Source organism: Massilia hydrophila (assembly GCF_020208145.1).
GTDB classification, from domain to species: Bacteria; Pseudomonadota; Gammaproteobacteria; order Burkholderiales; family Burkholderiaceae_D; genus Telluria; species Telluria hydrophila.
Genome location: NZ_JAHYBX010000002.1, coordinates 266,061 through 291,642 on the forward strand (window position 1 = coordinate 266,061; position 25,582 = coordinate 291,642).

The window sequence follows — 25,582 nt, forward strand, 5'->3', positions numbered from 1 at the left end:
CGCCTGCCATTCCCGGCCGTGCGAGAAAGCGCCTGTCAATCGCGCGCCGTACGCCACACCTGTGCTTTGGCCGGTGTTTCATCGCGCGGGCAGTTGGTCAGCCTGATCTTGCCGTGCATTTCAATCATCTCGACGTTCGTGACGGGTGAGCGTTCCGTGACGCAGTAAGTGCCGCGGCCGGTCACCACGCGCGTGCGGCGCGCGCCATCGCCCGTGTTGTTCACCAGCTCCTCGACCTTGGGCGCTTCCCACAGGCGCGTCGGGGCCAGTGCACGCGCCTGCTCCATGCCCTCGCGCATGCGCAGCGTCGGACTGTCGGGTGGCGCGATGATGAGGGGCTTGCTCTCCTTACGCAGCGCGCGGTCGATGGCGCCGGCACTGCGCACGGCGGTTTCCAGGATGGACCGGGCATTCTGCGCAGGAGCAGCGGGCGCCGCCGGCGCTTCCGTTACCAGTCCGGGATCGGACGGTCCTGGCGAGCCGGCAGGCACGACCGGCAGGACGTCCGCACGGGCAGCGCGTGCCGGCCCGGGCTGCGCAGGGCGCTTCAATGGGGACAGCGAACCCGAAAGCCTCGTTGGTGCGGGCACAGGTAGCGCATCCTCGCGTAGCGCCGGGGCCGGCAGTTGAAGCCACTGCATGCCGTCTTCCCTTCCTTCCACATCCGTCTTCACGGGCGTGCGTATTTGCTGCCAGCCGATGACCAGGACCGCGTGAATCAGCAGGGCAAGCAAGGCGACACCGAGGCGACGACCGCGCACCGGGCGCAGGGCAGAAGACGGATACAGGAAGGGAGAATAGGACATTCGGCACAGTATAACGACGGAAAGTAGCCGCTGGCCAAGCGTCGAGCGCCTGCTCGGCGATAGAGCGCTCGCTAAAAATACACATTATTTCTCTAAGGTACTATTTTTGGTGTCGAAGAAATTTACATGTATTAGTTTCTATGAAATTTATTCCTGAGTAATCGTTTTAAAATCAAGAGCATAGTTTTCTGGCATGCAACTTGCATTCGGTAACGGAGCAATCAGAAATATAAATTTCTCATTTACCAATGTCCAGATAGGGAAGTCCATGTCCAAGTTACTCAACACCGCACTGTTCGCCGCCATCGGTGCTCTTGCTTCCATGCCAGCCCATGCTAGCTTGCTCAAGAAAGCATCGGAAAACGACGTCAAGTTCACAGCCAAGCACAGCCAGAAAGACAGTAGTACCAATGGCCAGGCGTCGACCGTTCAAAACGTGACGATGCAGACCACCGAGCTTGCCAAGTTCGACAAGAACCTGGGCGTGCTGACTGGCGTGTCCGTGAAACTCGACTCGAAGTACAAGCAATCGACCCATGTCACCGTGGCGTCGACAACCAATGGCAACAATCCAAATGGCAACTTCGAAGCTGCAGGCACCGGCGGCGGCGCCGTCAAGATGGTCCTTCCAGGCGGCCAGGTGGCCGGGGCGGCGTCGCTGACAAACGTGAGCGACAACTGCACGGGTACCAAGCCGAAAGACGCATGCACTGGTACCGCCACCCAGAGTTCCGTCGACGTCGACGGTCCGGTTGCCGGCACTAACCTGAATGCCTACGTGGGCACCGGTAACTTTAGCGTCGACCACGTGGCCGTGTCGAACTCGGCCAATCTGACCAAGAACACGTTCAATGGCACCGCCACGGCCAGTTCGGACATCGACTGGACCGGTTTCTTGAACGCTGAATACAGCTACCTGCTGCACGCCGCACAGTCGTTCAGCCTCGATGCCGACCAGAACGAGCTGACCCTCGATTTCGGCACGCTCTACATTGGCGACACCTTCGGCGGTATCGACTACGGCATCGCCAATCGCGCCGGCGACCGCGTCGGCCTGCGCCTGACCAATATTGCCGGTTCCGGCGACACCGACATGTTCTCGTCGGGCCTCAGCCTGTTCGGCAATCTCGGCCAGGGCGCCAGCAACCAGTTCAGCGCTTCTTTCCTCGGCACCCAAGCCGGCGCCTACGCCGCCACCTACCAGCTGACCCTGGCTGATGTCGCACCGTCGGTCTATGCGTCGGAATCGCTGTTTACCAACCATGGCCTGACGCTGAAGCTGCAGGCCAACCTGGTGCAGCGCGAAGAGCCGGTGAACGACGTGCCGGAACCGGCATCGCTGCTGCTGCTGGGCCTGGGCGCTACCGCAGCCGGCATCGCGCGCCGCCGCAAGTCCTGAGCCGATTCCTCCGCCCGGCAAGCTGCCGGGCGGAGTCTACACCTCATCCGCGGCGCAAGGCCGTGAACGCCGCAAACTCCCACGACCGGAAACCCAGCAGCAGGGTATAGCCCTCGCGCTCCTGCGCCGGCAGGCGCCGGTCGTTGCGGTGCAGGCGCGCCAGCTCGCCCGCCAGTTGCGCGATCTTCTGGCCCAGTTCCTGGGCGCTGGCGCCGGACAGGCGCGCCGGCAGGCACATCAGGGCATCGCCGGGACGGTCGAAGCCGCCCGCAAAATAATCCTGCACCACGTGTTCGCGGAAGAAGCGCTGTACCGGGCCATCCGGCAGCCAGCGGAAGGCGTTCGACACCCGCAGGCTGTAGCGGTTCAGGGGTTTCAGCTCGATCAGCCCTAGCCGGTCGAGTTCGGCGAGCAGGGTGATGCATTCCGGTTCGCTCAGGCGATAGGTTTCGATCACCTGTTCCATCGACCAGTGCCCGAGGCAGCAGATCGCCATCAGGAGCAGGCGCGGATTGGCGACCAGCGAGGTTTCCTGCGGCAGCGTGAGGGTGTCGGCCTGCGGGCGCGCGTCGGCGGCGCGGCGCAGCACGTCTTCCAGCGCGATGCCGGTCACCTGGCAGATCTGGGCCAGGCGCGAGAGCGTCATGTCCTTTTGCCCGAACATGCGCTTTACGCTCGACTCGCTCACGCCGATACGCTCGGCCAGGCCCTTGTAGGTGATGCCGGTGGCACGCAGTTCGGCGCGCAAGACGTCGAGGACCTGTTCGGGAGAGCTCATGGTGTTCCTGTAATGGATGGCGACGGCTGAATGTACCTGCGAATGCGGTGCCGGGCAATATGCCGGATGCCGCGCCATGCTGCTGCGCCCATGAACGCAGCGGCGCGTTCACCGTGCGGGCGTAAAAAAGGCGGGCACGCTTGCGCGGCCCGCCAAGGGGAAATCGTACCGGACGATGGATTAATCTTCGTCCGCGACCAGTGTTGCTTTCTTCAGCAGGCGCTTGGCCTCCTGCCGTTCGCTGGAGAGCGGTTTGGCATGCGGCCCGGCCGACCTGGCCTTGGCCAGCGCCGCAATCGGGTTGCGCGGCTTGCCGAACGCCTGGGATGGTTCCACCCGCAGCCGCATCTTTTGCCGGGTTGCCAGAGCCTTGTTTGCCATTTCCTCTCTCCCGCCTTGCTTACAGGACGTAGCGCGACATGTCCTCGTTGACCGCCAGCGCATCCAGGCGCGCATTGACGTAGGCGGCGTCGATGGTGACCAGCTGGTCCTTCTCCAGGCCGGCCGAGAACGAGACTTCCTCGAGCAGCTTTTCCATCACCGTGTACAGGCGGCGCGCGCCGATGTTCTCGGTGCGTTCGTTCACGGAGAAGGCGATTTCCGCCAGACGGTGGATGCCCTCGCTCGTGAAATCGACCTTCACGCCCTCGGTTGCGAGCAGCGCCTCGTACTGCTTGGTGAGACTCGCGTCGGTCGAGGTCAGGATGCTCTTGAAGTCGTCGATCGACAGCGATTCGAGTTCCACGCGGATCGGGAAGCGGCCCTGCAATTCAGGAATGAGGTCCGACGGCTTGGACAGGTGGAAGGCACCCGAGGCGATGAACAGGATGTGGTCGGTCTTGATCATGCCGTACTTGGTGTTCACCGTCGTGCCCTCGACCAGCGGCAGCAGGTCGCGCTGGACGCCGGCGCGCGAGACGTCCGCGCCGCCGTGTTCGGAACGGGTGGCGATCTTGTCGATCTCGTCCAGGAACACGATGCCGTTCTGCTCGACGTTGGCGATCGCCTTCTGCTTCAGTTCGTCCTCGTTGACGAGCTTGGCGGCTTCCTCGTCGACCAGCAGCTTCATCGCGTCCTTGATCTTCATCTTGCGCGGCTTCTTGCGCGCGTTGCCGACGCCGGCGAACATCGACTTGATCTGCTCGGTCATTTCTTCCATGCCCGGTGGCGCCATGATCTCCATCTGCGGCGCGGCGTCGGCCACGTCGATCTCGATCTCGCGGTCGTCGAGCGAGCCTTCGCGCAGGCGCTTGCGGAAGGTCTGGCGGGTAGTGTCGCCGTCCTTGCCGTCGCCGCCCGCGCTGCTAGCGACGTTGAAGCCGAAGTCGCGCGCCGGCGGCACCAGGATGTCGATGACGCGGTCTTCGGCCGCATCCTCGGCGCGCTGGCGCACTTTCTTCTGCTCGCTCAGGCGGGTCTGCTTGACGCCGATGTCGATCAGGTCGCGGATGATGGTGTCGACGTCGCGCCCCACGTAGCCGACCTCGGTGAACTTGGTCGCCTCGATCTTGATGAAGGGCGCGTCGGCCAGCTTGGCCAGGCGGCGTGCGATCTCGGTCTTGCCGACGCCGGTCGGGCCGATCATCAGGATGTTCTTCGGGGTGATCTCGTGGCGCAGCGGCTCCGCTACCATCTGGCGGCGCCAGCGGTTGCGCAGCGCGATCGCGACCGCGCGCTTGGCCTTGCCCTGGCCAACCACGTGCTTGTCCAGTTCCGAGACGATCTCGGGCGGGGTCATGTTCATGATGGGTGACTGGTTCATTCCAGGGTCTCGATGATGTGGTTCAGGTTGGTGTAGATGCACAGCTCGCCGGCGATGGTCAGCGCCTTCTTGACCACTTCGCCGGGTGGCATGTCGGTATTCTCGTACAGGGCCTTGGCTGCCGACTGGGCGTACACGCCGCCCGAGCCGATCGCGCCGATGCCGTCGGTCGGCTCGAGCACGTCGCCATTGCCGGTGATGATCAGGGTCGATTCGCGGTCGGCGACCAGCAGCATCGCTTCCAGCTTGCGCAGCATGCGGTCGGTACGCCAGTCCTTGGCCAGTTCGACCGAGGCGCGCATCAGGTTGCCCTGGTGTTTTTCCAGCTTGGCTTCGAAGCGGTCGAGCAGGGTGAAGGCGTCGGCGGTAGCGCCGGCAAAGCCGCACAGGACCTTGCCCTGGTACAGGGTGCGCACCTTGCGCGCCGAGCCCTTCATGACGACGTTGCCCAGCGTGACCTGGCCATCGCCGCCCAGCGCAACCTGGTTGCCGCGCCGCACACTGACGATGGTGGTGCCGTGAAATTGTTCCATTTTATGCCTCGTGGTTGTCTAGCATCCCGCAGATGGGGTGGGGGCATAAAATTGCAAGACAAACGCGGCTAAAAACTGTCGAGCAGGCAAAACCGCCCGCGTGACCGGCCTCAATAGCGGTGCGGATACAGGCGGATCGTATCGCCACCCTGTCCATAGCCGAGCAGGCGCAGCAGGGCCGCTACCAGGTGGTTCAGCTCGCGCAGCTCGACGCGCCGTTCCTGGCCCGTATGGACGCGCAGCCGGGACTGTAGCGCGGTGGCGAAGCCGTAGTCCATGCGCGCCAGGCGCGCGCAGTCCAGCACCAGCAGCGTGCGTCCGTCGGCATAGGCATCAATAGCGTCCAGCAGGGCGCCACCGTCGCCGAGCGCCAGCGCGGGCAGCAGGAAGCGGTCGCCCGCCCGCGGCGCCGGGGGCGCGGTCGAGACCCGTTTGGGCGCCTCGAACGAAGGCGGCGACACCTCGAAGGTGACGCAGTAATCCATCGCCGACTCTTCGAAATCCTTCTCGCGGTTCGACAGCAGCAGCAGTTCCAGCAGCAGCAGCCAGGGCGCCTGGCCGCCCGCGCGCTCGCCGACGGCGAGCATGGGACGCAAGGTCGCCATCAGGGTCTCGGCGCCGGCCAGCACCAGTTCGCGGCCGTCCTCCCGCAGCGCCTGCAGGGCCGCCAGCAGGCGCGCGCAGCCGTCGGCATCGGCGCTGCGCACCGCGCCCAGGTCGATGCGCACCAGCGGGGAGCTGGCCGCCAGCAGGCGCGCCAGGCCGGGGCCGATGCCGGCGTCCAGCACCGGGCCGAAGCGCTCGGCGGCGGCCACGCCGGCCAGCGGGGGCGCGTCCTGGTCCGGCACCAGTGGCTGCCAGGCCGGCGGCGAGGTTTCGAAATGGCTGGCGTAATCGATCGCGATGCTCTCGAATTCTGCTTCCTGTCCGGTGGCCTGGTACAGGTCGAACAGCATCCACCATGGCAGGCGTTCGCTGTGGCCAAAGCCGGCCAGGCTGTCGCGCAGCAGGCTCTCGGCGGCGGCGGCCTGGCCGTTGGCGTACAGGATGGCGCTTTCCTCGACGGCCGGCGCGGTGGCCGGCTGGGCCGCGGCGTCGGGCAGCTCGTCCATGCCGGTTTCCGGCGCCGCCAGCGGCGCGCTGGCCGCGGCCGCGGCGGGGTGGCGCGCGCCGCTGCCCCAGGCCGGCTCGTCGTCGAAGATCACCGAGGCCATCTCCAGCTCGATCTCGTCAATCTTGGCCGCGGTGGCGCGCGCGATGGCACGCTGGCGTTCGCGTTCTTCCTGCGCCTGGGCGCCGCCAAGGCGCGAGGGCGTGCCCGCGCGCAGGCGCGTGTCGATGCCCTCCAGGAGCTCTCCGGCCGGCGCGCCGCTCTTTTTCTTCAGGAAGGAAAACAGCCCCATGACCCCAATGGATGAATGGACAAGTCCGTCGTACGGACATGACGGTAACACGGCTGTGCGCAGTCCGCGCTGCGCGCACGCGCCCATGGCGCCAGTCGTATCACGCTAGTATCCCATAGGAAATACAAAGATATGCACACTTGAAAACGGTGCGCAAAAGAAAAAAGCATGCGCCTCGCGGCACATGCTTTCTTCATTGGAGCGCAAGGGAAAACGCGATCAGTCGCCGTACAGTTTCTGCTTGAGCTCGCGGCGCTGCTGGGCTTCCAGCGACAGGGTCGCGGTCGGGCGGGCGATCAGGCGCGCGACGCCGATCGGTTCGCCGGTTTCATCGCACCAGCCGTATTCGCCGTTCTCGATGGCCTGCAGCGATTGCTGGACCTTCTTGAGCAGCTTGCGCTCACGGTCGCGGGTACGCAGCTCCAGCGCGTGTTCTTCCTCGATGGTCGCGCGGTCGGCCGGGTCTGGCACGAGCACGGTTTCGCGCAGGTGCTCGGTGGTCTCGCCGGCATTCTTCAGCAATTCCTTCTCGAGTTCCTGCAAGCGGTGGCGGAAGAAGGCCAGCTGCGCCGGATTCATGTAGTCGTCGTCGCCCATCGCCCGAATTTCTTCTTCCGTCAGAAGGCGTTCTTCAGGCTGCGCGGCGGTATTCGGTTTCGTTGTTTTAGTCATGATGCCTTCGATACGACAGAGGTTTTCATTTTAGCAGCAAACTCAGCATTAACACCCTTGCAACAGGTGCGTGCGGAGAGCCGCTGCCCCGGACGGCATTTGCCGTCCTGCACTGCCTGTCCCGGCCCGCCCGCGGCGCGCCGGACGCTGTCCGGAATAACGCTTGGCGCCTTGGGGGCGCCCGGCCGCCAACTGTCGCGGCTAGCCGTCAGCGGGTTCGGACCGACCCGCAAAACTGATGTAGTTTATACCAAACACTGTTCAAGTCCGCTGATAAATACGTCTTTTGGCAAATTTTTACCAATAAAGACCATTTTACTGGTGCGGGTCTCGCCCTCGGCCCATTTTGCGCCAAGGTCGCTGCCCATGATCTGGTGCACGCCCTGGAACACGACCTTGCGATCGGCGCCCTGCATCGACAGCACGCCCTTGTAGCGCAGCATCTGCGGACCGAAGACCTGCACCATGCTGCCCAGGAACTGGTCGAGGCGCTCGGGATCGAAGGCGCGCTCGCTCCTGAATACGAAGGCGGCGATGTCGTCGCTGTGGTGGCTGTGATGGTGGTCGTGCGCATGGTCGTGGTGCGCGCAGGCTTCGCCATGGGCGTGATCGTGGCCACAGTCTTCGCCATGCGCATGATCGTGATCGTGCGCGTGTTCCTCGGCGCGCAGGAAGTCCGGATCGAGCTCCAGCTTGTCGTTCAGGTTGAAGCCGCGCAGGTCCAGCACCTCGGCGATCGGCGCGCGGCCGAAGTCGCTGGTGGCGATCGGGGCGCGCGGGTTGATGCGGCGCAGACGCGCCTTCAGGGCTTCGACGGCGGCGGCATCGACCAGGTCGGTCTTCGACAGCAGGATCTTGTCGGCGAAACCGACCTGGCGCTGGGCTTCCTCGTGGCGGTCCAGCTGGTCCATCGCATGGCGCGCATCGACCACGGTCACGACCGCGTCGAGCATGTAGTTGGCGCCGACTTCCTCGTCCACGAAGAAGGTCTGCGCCACCGGCCCCGGGTTGGCCAGGCCCGTGGTCTCGATGACCACGCGATCGAAAGCGATCTCGCCGGCGGCGCGCTTTTGTGCCAGGTTGCTCAGGGCCACGATCAGGTCGCCGCGCACGGTGCAGCAGATGCAGCCATTGTTCATTTCGACGATCTGTTCGCCGCTGTCGCGCACCAGGATCTCGTTGTCGATGTTTTCCTGGCCGAACTCGTTTTCGATGACGGCGATGCGCAGGCCGTGTTCCTCGTGCAGGATGCGGTTGAGCAGGGTGGTCTTGCCTGCGCCGAGGAAGCCGGTGAGGATGGTGCTGGGGATGGGTTCCATGTTCGCTTTGCTGTCGGTGACGTCCGCACAGGCGGAAGAATCGGGCGATTATGCCGGATTTCGTGTCACACCACCATCAACCGTGTAGCGTCTTGACGCCGCTCATGCCTGCGTTGTGAGCCAAGCCCAGCTCAGCGCGCTCACTTGGACTTCGCGCGCGGATGGGCCCGGTCGTACACGGCAGCCAGGTGCTGGAAGTCGAGCGCCGTATAGATCTGGGTCGAGGTGATGCTGGCGTGGCCGAGCAGTTCCTGGACGGCGCGCAGGTCGCCCGAGGATTGCAGCAGGTGCGAGGCGAAGGAGTGGCGCAGCACGTGCGGGTGGACGTGCACCGGCGTGCCCGCCCGCAGCGCATGGGCTTTCAGGCGGGCCTGCACGACGCGCGGTGTGATGCGCACGCCACGCGCGGACAGGAACAGGGCGGCGCTGCCGTCGCGGGCAGCGGGCCGCACGGCCAGCCAGGTCGCCAGGGCGCTGCGCGCCGGCGCGCCGACCGGCACGCGGCGCATGCGCCGGCCCTTGCCGGTAACGACCACCTCGCCTGCCGGCAGGTCGAGCCAGCCGAGCGAGGCGTGGACGCCATTGCCGCCTTCGGTATAGACCATGTCGAGCCCGACCAGTTCCGCCACCCGCAGGCCGCTCGAATACAGCAATTCGAACATGGCACGGTCGCACAGTTCGGCCGGTTCCGGATGGCCGCGGGTATTCGCTTCCATCAGCTGCACCGCATCGTCCACCGACAGTGCCTTGGGCAGGGTCTTGGGGCGGCGCGGCGCGCGTACGCCGTCGACCGGATTGGCCGGCAGCGCCTGCTGGCCGGAGAGCCAGTCGTAGAAGCCGCGCCAGCCGGACAGCTTGCGCGCGATCGAGCGCGCCGACTGGCCGCCGGCGTGCAATTTCGCCGCAAAGCGGCGGATATCGTGGTGGGTCAGGCGCGCCCAGTCGGCATGGCCAGCCAGGGCGGCCAGTTCCTGCAGGTCGCGGCGGTAGGCCGCGACCGTGTGCGGCGACAGCTGGCGCTGGGTGGCCAGTTCGCCCAGGTAGCGCGCGGCCAGTCCGTCCTGCGCCGCCGTCATGGCGTCAAGCGCGCAGCGGCGCCAGCGCAGTGCTGGCGGTGGCGGCGATGTGGGCCAGGAAATCGGTCGCCATGGTCGAGGTGAAGCGCTCGGCATCCGGCGCGCCCAGTACCAGCAGGCCGAAGGTCTTGCCTTCCAGGGTGAGCGGCATCAGCACGGTCGAACGCACCGCGGCCGGGTCGTCGAGCCAGCGCACCGCCTCGAAGTCGTTGTTCAGGCCGCAGTAAGGGGCGCGCAGGCCGTTCGCGAACAGCCGGGCGTCTTCCGACACGCTGCTGGCGAACCAGGCCTCGCGGTGTTCCGGAGCCAGGTTCCACAGGCGCAGCGTGACCTGCGGCACCATGAATTCGGTGCGCAAGGCGTCGACCAGGTTGCGCGCCATCGCGGCACCGCCACCGGAGGCGAGCAGGGCCTGGTTCCAGGCGTGGAAGCGGTTCGCGATCGCGTGGTTTTCCTCGGCGCGGCGGGTCAGTTCGGCCAGGCGCAGTTCGAGCACCCGGTATTTTTCGCGCATGACTTCCATCTGCCGTTCCTGCAGCGATACCGCGCGCCCGGTCAGCGGGCTCGACAGCTTCACTTCGCCCAGCAGCCTGGCGTGTTCCTCGAAGAATTGCGGGTGGTCGATCAGGTATTGGGCGACGGCCTGGGCGTCGAGGGTCTCGTTGGTCATGAAGTAAGAAAGAGAAGATATCCGTCCGTCATTTTAACCGACGGGCCAAGCGCGAAGGACATAAAAAAAGACGCCCCGCAGGGCGTCTTCTCTGGACGGCGAACGCTTAGAAGCGGTGACGCACGCCGATCTGCAGGGCGCGCCCGTCTTCGCCCGGACGCTTGGTGAAGCCGCCCGGATTGCCCGAGGTGCCCGGCGAGTACTGGGCATCGTTCGAGTTCTTGATGATGGCTGCCACGGTGTACAGGTCGGTACGCTTGGACAGGAAGTGGTTGTAGCCGATGGCGTACAGGTCGGCGTCGCTGTTCGACACCAGGCGGTCGTTCTGGTGCGCGTAGGATGCCATGATGCGGCCGTTGCCCACCTTGTAGTGGCCGCCGACCTGCCAGCTGTTGGCGTCCTGCTTGGTGTTGTTGGTGATATTGGTCACGAACACGTTACGCAGGAAAGCCTGGGTGGTGGCAGGCAGGCCTTGCTGCACCAGCGCCGGCGTCACGCCGGTGTCCCAGCCGTTGATGTAGTCTGCCAGCAGTGCCGAGTTCTGGTTGCGCTGGCTGTGGAAGCCGGCGAACAGTTTCCAGCTGTCGTTGATGGCGTAGGAGCCGCCCACGGTGGTGGTGCGCAGGCTCGGACGGTTCTGCTGGTCGTAGCCGTGGTTGTAGCCGATGCCGACGTCGAAGCCGTTCGCGCTGTAGGTCACGGCGCCGGCGCGGAACTTGTTGTAGCGGCCCAGGTAGCCCGAACCCTTCGGACCGTACATCAGCGAAGCGCCGACGCCATTCGGCAGGGCGATGCGGTACTGGATGGCTTCCTGCGAGCGGATGTCCGCGCCCAGTGCGGTAAAGCCGGCGGTGCCGCCGGTCACGTGACCCCAGGTACCGGCGGTGCCGGATTCGAAGGTGTCGGCCTTGTTGAAGACTTCATAGCCCGGGGTGTACATGCGGCCCAGCAGGATGGCGCCGACCGGGGTGATCACGCCGACCATGGCGGTACGGTCGAACAGGGCGCGTTCCTGGTTGACGGCCGGGCCGCCCGGCGGCTGGATCAGGGACTGCAGGCGCGAGCGGATGGCGACCGGAATCGCATCCATGCCCTTGAGCAGGTAGACACCCGGATTGTCGTTCATCAGGGTCGGCTGCTGGGTACCGGTGTCGAGCTCGACGCGTGCCTCGAGATTGAAGATGGCCTTGTAGCCGTTGCCCAGGTCTTCAGTGCCCTTGAAACCGATGCGCGAACCGTCGGCGCCGCCGCTGAAGATCTTGGTCGGGCCACCTTTCTGCCACATCACGCCGGCGTCGGCGATGCCGTAGATTTGCACGCTGGTCTGCGCGAAGGCCGAGGTTGCGAAACAGGTGCCGAGCAGCGCGGCCAGGATACTTTTCTTCATTGCATCTCCATTGATTTACGAACGAGCGTTTTCTTACATGCCTTGCCAATATGCCATTGCTACTGTGCACTGTACAGATTCGCAATGCGCGACAGGCGGAAGGACGTGCTAACGTTGCTTAAAAACTACAAAAGCGCGCTTAAAACAACAGGGGCGGGCATGGTCGCCCATGTCCGCCCCTGTTGGGAGCGTGGGCCCGGTGTCCCACGCTTTACCCGGAAACCGGTTAGAACGAGTGGTTGACGCCCACGTCGTAGTGGTTGACGGTCGACGGCACCGTGGTCAGGCCTTTCTTGCGCGAAGCGTCGACGTAGAGGTAGGTACGCTTCGACAGACTGTACTCGTAGCCGAGCGAGAATTGCTTGACCTTCTGCAGGCCGTCCGTGTCTTTCTGGCCGTAGCCGGCGAGGAACTTGCCTGGGCCCATGGTGTAGTTCGCGCCCAGCACCCATGCATTGGTGTTGGCGTTGGCGAAGCGGTTGTGTTCCTGGTCCTGCTTCGAGTACAGGCCCATCAGCTTCAGTTCCGGGGTGGCGGCAAAGGATGCGCCGATCGACCAGACCTTCGATTCGATGGCGTTGCGCTCGTAACCGGCCATGAACGCGGCCGGGCCATTGTTGTAGGTGCCGGTGATCGAGAACGGATTGACCGATGCCTCGGCGCCTACCGGATACTGCGGCGCGGTCGCGGTGCCGCGGCCGATCACGGCCGGGCCGCCGCCGTTTTCCTTGGTAGCGAAGGCGGCATTCACCTGGAAGCCGTTGGTCAGCGGCGAGTTGTACCAGGCCGCGTTCGAGAAGCGGTTGTTCGAATAGCCTGCCACGTCCAGCGGTTGGGAGGTATAGCCGGCGACCGCCAGGTCGGTCCAGAAACCGGCCGGGCTCGGCGAAGCGTGGAAGGGCTCGAACGCACCCACGGTTTCGTGGTACGGGGTCAGGCCGCGGCCGATGCGCACCATGCCGAAGTCGCCCTGCAGGCCGACCCGGCTCTGGCCCTGGAACAGCGGACGCTGGGTGCCATTGGCGCCGATTTCATTGGTGCCGGTATCCGGCTCGTAACGCATTTCGAGTTGGAACAGTGCCTTGAGGCCATTGCCCAGTTCTTCGGTTCCCTTGAAGCCGAGGGTATTCGAGGCGCGCTTGCCGATGTTCAGGCTCTGGCCGCTGCGCTTGATGAGGCCGGCGTCGACGGTGCCGTAGATCTGCACCGCGGTTTGTGCATGGACGCTGCCGGCAGCGATTGCGCCAAGCAGTGCGACGACCATGAGGGATTGTTTCATTGTTCGTGTTCCTTTTCTTAAGTAAATCTCAGTGGCCTACAGCGAGGCAGGCAGGGCGCGATGCCTCCTGTCCAAGGCCACCAACCGTCAATACTTGACGCGTCAAGATTGTCGGTTTTGTCAATTATGACGGTCGGGATTGGCCGAAAGCCAATAATTCCAATCGTGCTGTTGTATTTTTGAAACGCGGATCGCGGCCGTGTCACATTTTTCCTGCATAAAAACAGGCTGCCAATTCGCGTTCTGCACCGGCTCAAAAAAGCTTGGCTTGCGTCAACACGTTTCGTCCACTCCCCTTGCAGCAGGGCTGGCACCGGCGCCGGCCGGGCATCCTGCCCCCGCCTGGTCGCAGAACATTTCACGGGCCATGTCCAGGAAGGCGCGCGTCTGTGCCGGCAGCCAGGGTGCGCCGGAAAATACCAGGTTGACCTGGAGCGGCGCCGGCCGGTAGCCGGACAGGACCTCTAGCAGCCGCCCCGCGTCGATCTCGGCCTGTACCAGCAGCAGCGGCACCTGGATCAGGCCGAAGCCAGCGAGCGCCGCCTGCACCAGGGCCTGGCCGTCATTGACGATCGCCTGGGCCTGCCACGAAGCGGATTCCGGCAGCAGTTCCACCGGGCGCGCGGGGCCGATGTCGGGCCGGCGGAACAACACGCCCTGGTGCCGCGCCAGCTCGGCCGGCGTCGCCGGCGTGCCGGCCTGCGCCAGGTAGGCAGGCGCAGCGCACACGACCAGCGGCGACTCGGTGAGCCTGAGCGCGCGCAGCCTGCTGTCCTTGAGCTGGCCGAAGCGCAGGGCAAGGTCGTTGCGGTCGCGCACCAGGTCGCTGCGGCCGTCGGTCACGTTCAGGCACAGCTGGACGCGCGGCCAGGCGGCGCGGTAGCGGGCGAGCAGGGGCGCGAGCCAGGTCAGGCAGCCGCTGGGAATCGACAGCGCAAGCTGCCCGGCCAGGCCGTCCGGCGCCGCCAGTTCCTGCTGGACCTGGTCGAGCCGCGCGATCAGTTCGCTCCAGGCCTCGAAAGCCTGCTGGCCGCGCACCGTCGGCGCCAAGTGGCGGTTGTCGCGCGCCAGCAGGCTGGTGCCGAGTTCCGCCTCCAGGCGCGCGATATTCTTGCTCACCGCCGAAGGCGTCAGCCCGAGCAGGCGTGCGGCGCTGCTGATGCCGCCGGTGCGCACCACCTGGACGAAGCAGCGCTGCTTGACCAGTTCCGGCGCCCCGTCGCCGCCTTTGACTTTGTGTCCATCCGGTTTGGACATGCCGTGTAGTGTTCCCGATCCGTGCGGACGGCGATAATCCGCTCCATTCCCTGTCAATACGGAGTCCGCCATGCAAGTACGCCACCTGCACACCATCCCGGCCGTCGAACTGCCGGGCATCACGCACCAGACCCTCGCCTCGCGCGCCGGCCAGATCGGCTCCTTCGAGGTATGGCAGCAGTCGCTGTCGCCGGGCGCGGTCACGCCCCTGCATCGCCATGATTGCGAGGAAGTTATCATATTTACGGGCGGTACAGGCATCATGCGCCACGACGGCCAGGACACGCCGTGCGGCGCCGGCACGGTGCTGCTGTGCCAGCCGAACGAGCTGCACCAGATCCTCAACACCGGCAGCGCGGTGCTGACCCTGTACGGCATCCTGGCGCTGTCGCCGGTCCCGGTGGTCGACGAACACGGGGAAGCGATTCCCTTGCCCTGGTAGCGTGCCTCGGTGGCGCCGCGGCAGGCGCATCCTCCCTTATTGTCTGCTGGCTGGCGCAAGCACGAACCTGCCGAAGGAGGAGCATGCCGATGCTGGACAGGATACGGGAACTGATGGCGCCGCCGCCGGGCATGGCCTTTGACTTCAGCCAGCCGGCGGGCGAGCCGGCGCTGGCGCCGCGCGATGGCGTGGCCTGGCAGGTGTTCGCCAATCCGGTAGCGCTGTTCATTGGCGGGGTGGCGGCGGTGCTGCTTGAGCTGGCCGAGCCCTCGGTGCGGGCCGGGGTGTGGGACCACAGCAGCTTCCGGCGCGATCCGGTGATGCGCCTGCGCCGCACCGGCTTCGCCGCCATGATGACGGTGTACGGCCCGCGCACGGCAGCCGAGGCGCTGATCGCGCGCGTGGTGCGCATGCACGGCCGGGTCGAGGGCAGCACGCCGGACGGCGGGCGCTACCATGCAAGCGATCCGCGCCTGCTCGACTGGGTGCATGCGACCGCCACCTTCGGTTTCACCGAAGCCTATCACCGCTATGTGCGGAAGCTGTCGGCGGCCGAGAAGGATGCCGCCTTCGCCGAAGGCCGGCCGGCCGCCCTGCTGTATGGCGCGGACGGTTCGCCCGCCAGCTGGCACGAATGGGAAGCGCTGCTGGCCGCGACCGCGCCCGGCCTGCGCGGCTCGGAGACGCTGGACGCCTTCCTGCACACCATGGACGCGGCGCCGATCGCACCCGCGCCGCTGCGGCGGCTGCAGTCGCTGCTGCTGCGCGCCGCGGTGGAGATCGTGCCGGAGCCGGTGCACTCGCTGCCGGAGCTGCGCGGTCGAGGCCTGCGGCCCGGGGAGGGATGGCTGGTCGGCGCGCTGGCGCGCAGCGCCGGGCTGCTGCCGCTGGGCGACACGCCGCCGGTGCAGGCCGCGCGCCGCCTGGGGGCGCCAGCCTAGCGCGCCGGCGTCAAATCTCGATCTCGCCTTCGAACACGGTCACGGCCGGACCGCTCAGGTAGACCGGCTGGCCGGGGCCGTCCCAAGCAATGCTGAGTTCGCCTCCACGGGCCGCGACCCGTACCGGCGAATCGAGCAAGCCACGCCGGATGCCGGCCACAACGGCCGCGCAGGCGCCGGTGCCGCAGGCCAGGGTTTCGCCGGCGCCGCGCTCGAAGACGCGCAGCCTGATGTGATGGCGGTCGACCACCTGCATGAAGCCGGCGTTGACCTTGTTCGGGAAGCGCGGGTGGGTCTCGATCGCAGGACCCAGCGTTGCCACCGGGGCGCTGTCCACATCCTCGACCACCTGCACCGCGTGCGGATTGCCCATCGAGACCACCGACAGGAACACCGTCTTGCCACCCACCGGCAGCGGCCAGGTGATGTCCGCGCCCTCAAGCCAGCCGGCCAGGCCGGCACTGTCGAAGGGCACCTCGGTCGGGTCGAGGCGCGGCGCGCCCATGTCCACGGTGACGCTGCCATCGTCCTCGAGACGCGGGGCGATGACGCCTTTCATGGTCTCGACGCGGATGCTGCGCTCGCCCGACAAACCCTTGTCGCTGACGAAGCGGGCAAAGGCGCGCGCGCCATTGCCGCACTGTTCGACTTCACCGCCATCGCTGTTGAAGATGCGGTAGCGGAAGTCGACGCCGGCCGATCGTGGGCGCTCCACCACCAGGATCTGGTCGGCACCGATGCCGAAGCGGCGGTCGGCCAGGCGGCGCCACTGCTCCGCGCTCAGGTCCACCTCCTGGTGGATGGCATCGATGACGATGAAGTCATTGCCCGCGCCGTGCATCTTGGTGAATTTCAGTTTCATGTTTCGGTCCTGCTTCATCAGTCGTAGAACGAAGGCTCGCCCGGCGGGCGGGTCTTGAAGCGTTTATGGGTCCAGAAGTATTCGGCCGGCGCCTCGCGCACGCGCTCCTCGATGAAGGCGTTCATGCGGCGCGTCGCTTCCACCATGTCGTCGCCCGGATAATTCTCCCACGCCGGATAGAAGCGCACGCGCCAGCCCCGGTAGTTCGGCAGGTAGGTGGCGACCACCGGGATCACCTTGGCGCCGGTGGTGGCGGCGATGCGGCCCAGCGCGGTGAGGGTCGCGGCCGGGATGCCGAAGAAAGGCACGAACTCGGCATCCTTTTCACCGAAGTCCATGTCCGGCAGCATGAAGTAGGGCAGGCCGTCGCGCAGTGCGCGCAGGATCGGCTTGATGCCTTCCTTGCGCGTCACCAGGCGCACCGGGCCATAGCGTTCGCGGCCGTGGCGCAGCAGCCTGTCGAAAGCCTCGTTCTTTTGCGGCACGTACATGCTGCACACGGGGATCACGCGCGCCGCCACGCCGGCCACGTCCAGGCACACGAAGTGCGGGCACAGCAGGATGGTAGGGCCGCTTTCCATCTCGGCCTGCGGCACGCCTGGCTCGACATGGATGTAGCTGCGCACGCGCTCCTCCGGCGCCCACCACAGGATCGCGCGCTCGAAGATGCTGCGCGCATAGGCGCGAAAGTGCTGCTTCGCGATCGCGTGGCGCTCGCCGTCCGACTTTTCGGGCATGCACAGGCGCAAATTGGTCAGCGTGATGCGGCGGCGCTTGCCCATGATCAGGAACATCAGGCTGCCGACCGCTTCGCCGAGGCGCCCCAGGATGGGCAGCGGCAGGAAGTGCAGCAGCCATAGGAAACCGAGCAGGAGCCTCATGCCGCGGCTCCGCTTTCCGGACCGGCCACGCCTTCCGGCTGCTTGTAGCGGTTGTAGCTCCAGAAATACTGGGCCGGGCAGCGCGCGATCAGCTGCTCCATGGCGCGGTTGATCGATGCCGCCTGCTCGGCGGCACTGCCGTCCAGGCTGCCCTCGAAGGGCACGAAGCGCACGGTGTAGCCGCGGCCGCGCGGCAGGCGCTCGGCGTACACCAGCAGGATGTCGGCCTTGCCCAGCTGGGCCAGCTTGGCGGGCAGGGTCATGGTATAGGCGCTGCGGCCGAACCAGGGCGCCCACACGCCTTCGCCTTCCTGCGGCACCTGGTCGGGCAGCAGGCCAATCGGCTGGCCCCCTTTGAGGGTCTTGGCCAGGATGCGCACGCCGGCCAGGGTGGCCGGCGCCAGGTGCAGGTTATGGCGCGCGCGCGCGCCTTCGACCAGGGGTTTCAGGGCGCTCTTGCGCGGCGGGCGGTACATCACGGTAAGCGCCGTGTGCAGCGCGATCTGCTGGGCCGTCATTTCGAAGCAGCCCAGGTGCGGGGTCAGGAACACGATGCCGCGGCCGGCGTCGAGGCGCTGCTGCACCAGCTCCCAGTTCTCGACGCTGGCGTGGCGCGCCACCCGCTGCGGGTCCGCGCACCAGACGAAGGCGAGCTCGATGATGGCCTTGCCGGCTTCGGCGACGGCCGCGTTCAGCTGGCTTTCATAGCCGGCCTGGGCCAGGTTGGCGCGCAGGCGGCGGCGGTAGGAACCGGACGATAAATAGACGAGCCAGCCGAGGCCCGCGCCGAGTGCATGCAAAAACGGCAATGGAAGTACCGATAGTGCACGGAATAAAAGAACTAACATGCGATTGATCAGGCTTGAACGAGGTGGGCAAGGTAGAGCAAAATTCCCGAAGGAAGCGTAAAATACCACTTTATGCAGGATCCGCCGAGTTAATAGACAACTTGCGAAGCGGAATATAAATGTCGCTAAAGCGTCGCAGGCACCCGTTGCTGCGGCATCTCATCCAACACCGTACAACAGCAGCAGTAACTGGAGCCCACATGTCCAACGACTACCTCTTCACCTCCGAATCCGTGTCGGAAGGCCATCCCGACAAGGTCGCCGACCAGATTTCCGACGCCATCCTGGACGCCATCCTGGAACAGGATCCGCGTGCGCGCGTCGCCGCCGAAACCCTGTGCAACACCGGCCTGGTGGTGCTGGCGGGTGAAATCACCACCCACGCCAACGTCGACTACATCACGGTAGCGCGCAACACCATCAAGCGCATCGGCTACGACAACACCGAGTACGGCATCGACTACAAGGGCTGCGCCGTGCTGGTCGCCTACGACAAGCAGTCGCCCGACATCGCCCAGGGCGTGGACGAAGGCGCCGGCCTCGACCTCGACCAGGGGGCGGGCGACCAGGGCCTGATGTTCGGCTATGCCTGCGACGAGACCCCGGAACTGATGCCGGCCGCTATCTATTATTCGCACCGCCTGGTCGAGCGCCAGTCGCAGCTGCGCAAGGATGGCCGCCTGCCGTGGCTGCGTCCGGACGCCAAGTCGCAGGTCACCCTGCGCTACGTCGACGGCCGCCCGGTCGCCGTGGACACCGTGGTGCTCTCCACCCAGCACCACCCGGACGTGAGCCACTCGCAGATCGAGGAAGCGGTGATCGAGGAGATCATCAAGCCGACCCTGCCGCGCGAGTGGCTGGAAGGCACCAGGTTCCTGGTCAACCCGACCGGCCGCTTCGTCATCGGCGGTCCGCAGGGCGACTGCGGCCTGACCGGCCGCAAGATCATCGTCGACACCTACGGCGGTGCGGCCCCGCACGGCGGCGGCGCCTTCTCCGGCAAGGACCCGTCCAAGGTCGACCGCTCGGCCGCCTATGCCGCGCGCTACGTGGCCAAGAACATCGTGGCCGCCGGCCTGGCCCGCCAGTGCCAGGTGCAGGTCAGCTACGCGATCGGCGTGGCCAAGCCGATCAACATCACTGTCTATACCGAAGGCACCGGCGTCATCCCGGATGAAAAGATCGCCCAGCTGGTGATGGAGCACTTCGACCTGCGCCCGAAAGGCATCGTCCAGATGCTCGACCTGCTGCGCCCGATCTACTGCAAGACCGCCGCCTACGGCCATTTCGGCCGCGAAGAGCCCGAGTTCACCTGGGAGCGCACCGACAAGGCGGCCCTGCTGCGCGCCGAGGCCGGCCTGGCCTGAGCCCGAACCCGGTCCGGGCCGGCTTCGGCCGGTCGATTACCGGGCGCTGCGGGATCACCACAGTGGCGGCCGTTGCGCCGCCACTCATGGTAAACTCGCCTATTCCGAGGAGCGTTGCGACGAAGATGCCCATCTTCGCCAGGCTCGGATATCAACACCGCGCTCACGTTACTTTTTTCAACCATTGAAAGGAGGGCGTGATGAACGCCGTACTGAAAGACACCACCCAGGATTACCTCGTTGCCGACATCGGCCTTGCCTCGTGGGGCGAGAAGGAAATCCGCATCGCGGAAACCGAAATGCCGGGCCTGATGGCGATCCGCGAGGAATACGCCAGCGCCCAGCCCCTGAAGGGCGCGCGCATCGCCGGTTCGCTGCACATGACGATCCAGACCGCGGTCCTGATCCGCACCCTGGAAGCCCTGGGCGCGCAAGTGCGCTGGGCATCGTGCAACATCTACTCGACCCAGGACCATGCCGCCGCCGCGATTGCCTCGGTCGGCACCCCGGTGTTCGCCATCAAGGGCGAAACCCTGGACGAGTACTGGGAATACACCCACCGCATTTTCGAGTGGCCGGCGGACAACCACGCCAACATGATCCTGGACGACGGCGGCGACGCGACCCTGCTGCTGCACCTGGGTGTGCGCGCGGAACAGGACATCTCGGTGCTGGACAAGCCCGGTTCGGAAGAAGAAATCTGCCTGTTCAACGCCATCAAGGGCCGCCTGGCGCGTGACCCGCAGTGGTACTCGAAGCGCCTGCCGTGCATCCTGGGCGTGACCGAAGAGACCACCACCGGCGTGCACCGCCTGTACCAGATGCACCAGGAAGGCAAGCTGGCCTTCCCGGCGATCAACGTCAACGATTCCGTCACCAAGTCGAAGTTCGACAACCTGTACGGCTGCCGCGAATCGCTGGTGGACGGCATCAAGCGCGCCACCGACGTCATGGTCGCCGGCAAGATCGCCGTGATCGCCGGCTATGGCGACGTGGGCAAGGGCTCGGCCCAGGCCATGCGCGCGCTGTCGGCACAGGTGTGGGTCACCGAGATCGACCCGATCTGCGCCCTGCAGGCCGCGATGGAAGGCTACCGCGTCGTGACCATGGACTACGCTGCCGAGTTCGGCGACATCTTTGTCACCTGCACCGGCAACTACCACGTCATCACCGAAGCGCACATGCAGAAGATGAAAGACCAGGCCATCGTCTGCAACATCGGCCACTTCGACAACGAGATCGAAGTCGCCGCGCTGAAAAAATATGAGTGGGAAAACATCAAGCCGCAGGTCGACCACGTGATCTTCCCGGATGGCAAGCGCATCATCCTGCTGGCCGAAGGCCGCCTGGTGAACCTGGGTTGCGGCACCGGTCACCCGTCGTACGTGATGAGCTCCTCGTTCGCGAACCAGACCATTGCCCAGATCGAGCTGTTCGCCAACACCGACAAGTACCCGGTCGGCGTCTACACGCTGCCGAAGCACCTGGACGAGAAGGTCGCCCGCCTGCAACTGAAAAAGCTCAACGCCCAGCTGACCACGCTGACCGACGAGCAGGCCGCCTACATCTCGGTGAGCAAGGAAGGTCCCTACAAGCCGGACCACTACCGCTACTGATCGATTCCTGGCCATGCGGGCGCTGCGTTCAAACCAGCGCCCGTTTTTTCAACAGCCGGGCGTTTCGGCCACATGCCGGAACGCCCGCGTACCACGAAAGCCGATGCGATGCGCCTCCTCATTACCTGGCTGATCAATGCCGCCGCCCTGATGGCCCTGCCATTTCTGATGTCGTCCGTTTCCGTGTCCAATTTCACGAGCGCGCTGATCGCCGCGCTCGTGCTCGGGCTGGTCAATACCCTGATCCGCCCGGTGCTGGTGATCCTGACCCTGCCGGTCACCGTGCTGTCGCTGGGCCTGTTCATCCTGGTCATCAACGCTTTCCTGTTCTGGATGGTGTCGCGCTGGGTCGACGGCTTCAACGTCGGCGGATTCGGTTCGGCCTTCGTGGCCGCCATCCTGTACAGCATCATTTCGTGGGCGCTCTCTGCCTTGCTTCTCAAAGACAAAGATGGAAACTCCTAATTTCAGTATCGAGTTCTTTCCGCCCAAAACGGAAGAGGGCGCGCAGAAGCTGCGCGCCGTACGCCAGAAACTGGCTGAACTCCGCCCGACCTATTTTTCGGTGACCTTCGGCGCCGGCGGCACCACCCAGCAGGGCACGCTGCAGACCGTGCTCGAGATCAAGGCCGAAGGCCACCAGGCCGCACCCCACCTGTCCTGCGTGGGCGGCAACCGCGCATCGCTGCGCGCCATCCTGCAGCAATTCCAGGACCATGGCATCCGGCGCCTGGTGGCGCTGCGCGGCGACCTGCCGAGCGGCTATGGCGGCGGCGGCGAATTCCGCTACGCCAACGAGCTGGTCGAATTCATCCGCCAGGAAACCGGCGACTGGTTCCACATCGAAGTGGCCGCCTATCCGGAAATGCACCCGCAGGCCCGCTCGCCCCAGGACGACCTGCAAGCGTTCGCGCGCAAGGTCCAGGCCGGCGCGAACGCCGCGATCACCCAGTATTTCTACAATGCCGACGCTTACTTCGACTTCGTCGACAGTGCCCGCAGGCTGGGCGTGGACGTGCCGATCGTGCCGGGCATCATGCCGATTACCAACTACACCCAGCTGATGCGCTTCTCGGACATGTGCGGCGCCGAGATCCCGCGCTGGGTGCGCAACCGGCTGGCCAGCTTCGGCGACGATTCGGCCTCGATCAAGGCCTTTGGCCTGGACGTGGTCACCAGCCTGTGCGAGCGCCTGCTGGCCGGCGGTGCGCCGGGGCTGCATTTCTACAGCATGAACCAGGCCGTGGCGACCACGGCGATCTGGCAGCGGCTGGTGAAATAAGCGGTGGCGCGGTGGCGGACATGCGCCGGCAGGGATACCCGATCTGCCGCCGGTGTCCGATCCGCCGCGTCCCGTAGGGTGGGCGGCTCTACCTGTGCCGGATGGTCGGTCGCACAAGCAAGGCCGCCCACGCGTTCAGGCACTGTCCGAAAAGCTGCACAGGCAGCATCGCCGTGATGGAACGCGTGGGCGGCGCCCAAGGCGCGGCTGTACAGCCGACGGAGTGCAGCCGCCCACCCTACAGCTCCGTGACGATCCGATCGAGCGCAATATCATGCTCGCCGATGGCGAACTGCGCCTGCTGGCACGCATACGCGACGCCCAGCGTGCGCGGCCGCGGTGGCGCGGCCAGCGTCCTGTCATAAAACCCTCCGCCATAGCCCAGGCGGTAGCCGCGCGCATCGAAGCCCAGGCAGGGTACCAAGAGCGCATCCGGGCGCGCCACCAGCCGCAGCTCGGCCGGCACTGCCACCCCCAGGCTGTCGGCCACGGTCGGCTCGCCCGGCACCCATTCGGCAAAACCGAGCGCCGCGTCGCGTGCCAGTACCACCGGCAAGGCCAGCCGTACGCCCGCCTCGGCCAATTCCGCGTAGGCTGGACGCAAGTCCGGCTCGCCCGCAAGCGGCCAGTACACCCCCAGCACCGCGCCGGGATCGGCATGCCACCAGGCCAGCACCCTGGCGCCAATCCGGTCGTCCCAGACGCGCTTGGTGGCGGGATCGATGGCGCGGCGCCGGTCTTTCAGGGTCCGGCGCAACTGTGGTTTATCGGTCAGGGGGCTTGCGCCCGTGCCTGGCGGGAGCCCGGGGGCACATGGTATTCTTGATTCGCCGGTCATGGTATGAATGCAGCGTACAGTGAGAGTTGTGGATGTTTCAATCGAGATTGACAACCGGCGTCATGCCGGCCGCCCTTGCCTTCGTTATCGCCAGTTGGACTGTGCCGCTTGGCGCAGTCCATGCAGAACCCCTCCCAGCCGCCCAGGGCGTGGCACCCGTCCCCGCCGGCGCGCCGTCCGTACCGACCATGCCGGGCGCACCCACGACGGATGCGCGCGCCGACGATGACAACTTCCTGCTGCTGCGCGAAGCGGCGCGCCAGAACGATGCGGCGCGCGTCAATGCGCTCGCCTCACGCCTGCCGGGTAACTATCCGCTGGCGTCCTATGTCGACTATTATCGTCTGAAACCCCGGCTGCGCGACGCCGCGCCCGATGAGGTGCGCGAGGTCCTGCGCCGCCACGAAGGCACTGCCGTGGCCGAACAACTGCGCGGCGAATGGCTGCTCGAGCTGGGCCGGCGCCGCGACTGGGCCGGTTTCGAGCGCGAAGCCGGGCAGCTGGCGCGCAGCGACAACCTGCAGATACGCTGCTACGCCCTGCTGGCGCGCGCCAGCCGCGGCGAACAGGTGGGGCAGGAAGCCCGGGCCCTGCTCGGCAATCCGCCCGCCTACGGCGAGGCCTGCGCGGCGCTGGTCGCGCAGCTGTCGCAGTCCGGCCAGTTCAGCGATGCCGACCTGCTGTGGCAGCTGCGCCTGGCGGGCGAAGCCGATGCCACCGGTCCGGCGCGCCGCATCGCGCTGCTGCTCGGCGCCTCCGACACCCGGGCCGCGCAGGCCGTCGACGTGCCGGCGGTAGCGATGGCGCGCGGCATCGGCAACACCCGCGCCGAGCGCGCCATCTACCTGGTGGCGGTCGGACGCATGGCGCGCACCAGCCTGAAGCTGGCGACCGTGGGCCTGCAGAAAAACAGCCCGAAGCTGAGCTCCGAGGAGCGCGCCATCGGCTGGGCCAGCATCGCGCACGCCGCCTCGATCGCGCTGGCGCCGGAGGCGGCCACCTATTGGCAGCGCGCGCATGGCGTGCCGCTGACCAATGAACAGCTGCAGTGGCAAGCCCGGATCGCCCTGCGCCATGGCAACTGGAAACTGGTGCGCTCCAGTATCGAGGCGATGCCGCCGGCCTTGCGCGCGGAAAACGCCTGGACCTACTGGCTGGCGCGCGCCGACAGGCATGGGGGCCGCACGCAGGAAGCGAATGCCGTGTTCGAGCGGATCGCCAGCCCGCACCACTTCTACGGCCAGCTCGCGCTCGACGAGCTCGGCCGGCAGGTGGTGGCGCCGCCCCCGGTGCCGCCCGTCACAGCGGCGGAAGTGGCGGCGGTTGGCGCCAACCCGAGCCTGCAACGGGCGCTGAGGTTCTACGCCCTGCGCCTGCGCGCCGAAGGCAACCGCGAATGGAGCTGGGGCCTGCACGGCATGACCGACCGCCAGCTGCTGGCTGCCGGCGAACTCGCGCGCCGCAACGAACTGCTCGATCGTACCGTCGAGACCTCGCTGCGCACACGCACCGAGTTCGACTACGCACAGCGCTTCCCGGCACCGCACCTGGAGGTGCTGCAGCCGGCCGCGCAAAGCCTGGGCCTGGACAAGGCCTGGGTGTACGGCCTGATCCGCCAGGAGTCGCGCTTCATCACCGATGCGCGTTCCGGCGTCGGCGCGTCCGGCCTGATGCAGGTGATGCCTGCCACCGGCAAGTGGGTGGCGGCCAAGATCGGCATGGACAACTTCGTGCACGGCATGCTGAACGACCTGCGGACCAACATCACGCTCGGCGCCAACTACATGAACATGGTGCTGGAAAACTTCGACGGCGACGAGATCCTGGCCACGGCGGCCTACAATGCCGGGCCTTCGCGTGCGCGCGCCTGGCGCGCCAAGCTTGACGCGCCGATGGAGGGCGCGGTCTTCGTCGAGAGCATTCCGTTCTCCGAAACCCGCAATTACGTGCGTAACGTGCTGGCCAATGCCACCAACTACGCCGCCGTCTTCGAGAACAAGCCGCAGTCGATCCGGACCCGCCTGCGTCCGGTGCAGCCGCGCGCCCGCGCCGCCATCCTGCCGTGAGCGCCCCGCGCGCGCCCGAACGCAAGCCTTGACAGCGGCGGCGGGGGGAATCAAGCTCACATCGGGCGCGCCGCACGATGCCGCCCCCCTACCATGAC

At 66.2% G+C, this 25,582-nt stretch carries 25 protein-coding genes and 1 riboswitch; of the genes, 8 read left to right on the top strand and 17 right to left on the bottom strand.

The window, feature by feature from the left end:
- Positions 1-35: 35 nt before the first annotated feature.
- The gene (locus LE190_RS08345) at positions 36-806 is read right to left on the bottom strand and encodes a hypothetical protein (protein WP_225238285.1); all 771 of its coding nucleotides are present in this window, start codon (positions 804-806) and stop codon (positions 36-38) included.
- Positions 807-1,074: 268 nt separating this feature from the next.
- On the opposite strand from LE190_RS08345, the gene LE190_RS08350 reads away from it, so the two are divergent.
- Positions 1,075-2,205 (top strand): choice-of-anchor E domain-containing protein, encoded by a 1,131-nt coding sequence (locus LE190_RS08350; RefSeq protein WP_225238286.1) that lies wholly within the window; start codon positions 1,075-1,077, stop codon positions 2,203-2,205.
- Between the two features lie 43 nt (positions 2,206-2,248).
- Here LE190_RS08350 and LE190_RS08355 read toward each other — a convergent pair whose 3' ends face one another.
- From LE190_RS08355 to LE190_RS08410, 12 genes are all read right to left on the bottom strand, one after another.
- Positions 2,249-2,983, bottom strand: coding sequence for a helix-turn-helix domain-containing protein (locus LE190_RS08355; protein ID WP_225238287.1), 735 nt, complete (start codon positions 2,981-2,983; stop codon positions 2,249-2,251).
- Positions 2,984-3,163: 180 nt separating this feature from the next.
- On the bottom strand, positions 3,164-3,364 hold the full coding sequence (locus LE190_RS08360; RefSeq protein ID WP_225238288.1) for a hypothetical protein: 201 nt from the start codon (positions 3,362-3,364) through the stop codon (positions 3,164-3,166).
- A gap of 19 nt (positions 3,365-3,383) precedes the next feature.
- Positions 3,384-4,727, bottom strand: coding sequence for an ATP-dependent protease ATPase subunit HslU (hslU, locus tag LE190_RS08365; RefSeq protein ID WP_225238475.1), 1,344 nt, complete (start codon positions 4,725-4,727; stop codon positions 3,384-3,386).
- Positions 4,728-4,741: 14 nt separating this feature from the next.
- On the bottom strand, positions 4,742-5,278 hold the full coding sequence (hslV, locus tag LE190_RS08370; RefSeq protein ID WP_225238289.1) for an ATP-dependent protease subunit HslV: 537 nt from the start codon (positions 5,276-5,278) through the stop codon (positions 4,742-4,744).
- 110 nt (positions 5,279-5,388) lie between these two features.
- On the bottom strand, positions 5,389-6,681 hold the full coding sequence (locus LE190_RS08375; protein ID WP_225238290.1) for a hypothetical protein: 1,293 nt from the start codon (positions 6,679-6,681) through the stop codon (positions 5,389-5,391).
- Between the two features lie 219 nt (positions 6,682-6,900).
- On the bottom strand, positions 6,901-7,353 hold the full coding sequence (gene dksA / locus LE190_RS08380) for an RNA polymerase-binding protein DksA (RefSeq protein ID WP_224943975.1): 453 nt from the start codon (positions 7,351-7,353) through the stop codon (positions 6,901-6,903).
- Positions 7,354-7,598: 245 nt separating this feature from the next.
- Positions 7,599-8,672 carry a CobW family GTP-binding protein gene (locus LE190_RS08385; protein ID WP_225238291.1) on the bottom strand — a complete coding sequence of 358 codons (1,074 nt, stop codon included), beginning with the start codon at positions 8,670-8,672 and terminating at the stop codon, positions 7,599-7,601.
- A gap of 140 nt (positions 8,673-8,812) precedes the next feature.
- Entirely contained in the window at positions 8,813-9,748 is a 936-nt protein-coding gene (xerC, locus tag LE190_RS08390) for a tyrosine recombinase XerC (protein WP_225238292.1), read from the bottom strand.
- 4 nt (positions 9,749-9,752) lie between these two features.
- Entirely contained in the window at positions 9,753-10,418 is a 666-nt protein-coding gene (locus LE190_RS08395; RefSeq protein ID WP_225238293.1) for a DUF484 family protein, read from the bottom strand.
- A gap of 106 nt (positions 10,419-10,524) precedes the next feature.
- Entirely contained in the window at positions 10,525-11,805 is a 1,281-nt protein-coding gene (locus tag LE190_RS08400) for a porin (RefSeq protein ID WP_225238294.1), read from the bottom strand.
- A gap of 226 nt (positions 11,806-12,031) precedes the next feature.
- On the bottom strand, positions 12,032-13,084 hold the full coding sequence (locus tag LE190_RS08405) for a porin (RefSeq protein ID WP_225238295.1): 1,053 nt from the start codon (positions 13,082-13,084) through the stop codon (positions 12,032-12,034).
- 273 nt (positions 13,085-13,357) lie between these two features.
- Positions 13,358-14,341: a LysR family transcriptional regulator gene (locus tag LE190_RS08410; protein WP_225238296.1), complete on the bottom strand. Its 984-nt coding sequence runs from the start codon at positions 14,339-14,341 to the stop codon at positions 13,358-13,360.
- A gap of 70 nt (positions 14,342-14,411) precedes the next feature.
- Between LE190_RS08410 and LE190_RS08415 the strand changes: the two genes are divergently transcribed.
- Together LE190_RS08415 and LE190_RS08420 are read left to right on the top strand one after the other, a co-directional pair.
- On the top strand, positions 14,412-14,783 hold the full coding sequence (locus LE190_RS08415) for a cupin domain-containing protein (RefSeq protein ID WP_225238297.1): 372 nt from the start codon (positions 14,412-14,414) through the stop codon (positions 14,781-14,783).
- An 83-nt stretch (positions 14,784-14,866) separates the two neighbouring features.
- Entirely contained in the window at positions 14,867-15,724 is an 858-nt protein-coding gene (locus LE190_RS08420; RefSeq protein WP_225238298.1) for an oxygenase MpaB family protein, read from the top strand.
- Between the two features lie 10 nt (positions 15,725-15,734).
- Here LE190_RS08420 and dapF read toward each other — a convergent pair whose 3' ends face one another.
- The 3 genes from dapF to LE190_RS08435 are packed head-to-tail and all read right to left on the bottom strand — an operon-like array spanning position 15,735 to position 18,315.
- Positions 15,735-16,586, bottom strand: coding sequence for a diaminopimelate epimerase (gene dapF / locus LE190_RS08425; RefSeq protein ID WP_225238299.1), 852 nt, complete (start codon positions 16,584-16,586; stop codon positions 15,735-15,737).
- Between the two features lie 17 nt (positions 16,587-16,603).
- On the bottom strand, positions 16,604-17,467 hold the full coding sequence (locus LE190_RS08430) for an LpxL/LpxP family acyltransferase (protein ID WP_225238300.1): 864 nt from the start codon (positions 17,465-17,467) through the stop codon (positions 16,604-16,606).
- Positions 17,464-18,315, bottom strand: coding sequence for a lysophospholipid acyltransferase family protein (locus LE190_RS08435; protein ID WP_225238301.1), 852 nt, complete (start codon positions 18,313-18,315; stop codon positions 17,464-17,466). The genes LE190_RS08430 and LE190_RS08435 overlap by 4 nt, the downstream gene beginning before the upstream one ends.
- Before the next feature lie 200 nt (positions 18,316-18,515).
- Between LE190_RS08435 and metK the strand changes: the two genes are divergently transcribed.
- From metK to metF, 4 genes are all read left to right on the top strand, one after another.
- Positions 18,516-19,682, top strand: a complete 1,167-nt coding sequence (metK, locus tag LE190_RS08440) for a methionine adenosyltransferase (RefSeq protein WP_225238302.1) — start codon at positions 18,516-18,518, stop codon at positions 19,680-19,682.
- Positions 19,683-19,782: 100 nt separating this feature from the next.
- A riboswitch (S-adenosyl-L-homocysteine riboswitch) is annotated at positions 19,783-19,854 on the top strand.
- Positions 19,855-19,882: 28 nt separating this feature from the next.
- Complete coding sequence (gene ahcY, locus LE190_RS08445; protein ID WP_225238303.1) at positions 19,883-21,298, top strand: adenosylhomocysteinase; 1,416 nt, start codon at positions 19,883-19,885, stop codon at positions 21,296-21,298.
- Positions 21,299-21,406: 108 nt separating this feature from the next.
- A complete protein-coding gene (locus LE190_RS08450) occupies positions 21,407-21,763 on the top strand; it encodes a phage holin family protein (RefSeq protein WP_225238304.1) in 357 nt (118 codons plus the stop codon).
- Entirely contained in the window at positions 21,750-22,580 is an 831-nt protein-coding gene (gene metF, locus LE190_RS08455) for a methylenetetrahydrofolate reductase [NAD(P)H] (protein WP_225238305.1), read from the top strand. Before LE190_RS08450 ends, metF begins: the two co-directional genes overlap by 14 nt.
- A 238-nt stretch (positions 22,581-22,818) precedes the next feature.
- Here metF and LE190_RS08460 read toward each other — a convergent pair whose 3' ends face one another.
- The gene (locus LE190_RS08460; RefSeq protein WP_229517013.1) at positions 22,819-23,337 is read right to left on the bottom strand and encodes a 5-formyltetrahydrofolate cyclo-ligase; all 519 of its coding nucleotides are present in this window, start codon (positions 23,335-23,337) and stop codon (positions 22,819-22,821) included.
- 269 nt (positions 23,338-23,606) lie between these two features.
- Here LE190_RS08460 and LE190_RS08465 point away from each other — a divergent pair, with 269 nt between their 5' ends.
- On the top strand, positions 23,607-25,484 hold the full coding sequence (locus LE190_RS08465) for a lytic transglycosylase domain-containing protein (protein ID WP_229517049.1): 1,878 nt from the start codon (positions 23,607-23,609) through the stop codon (positions 25,482-25,484).
- The last annotated feature ends 98 nt before the right edge of the window (positions 25,485-25,582 follow it).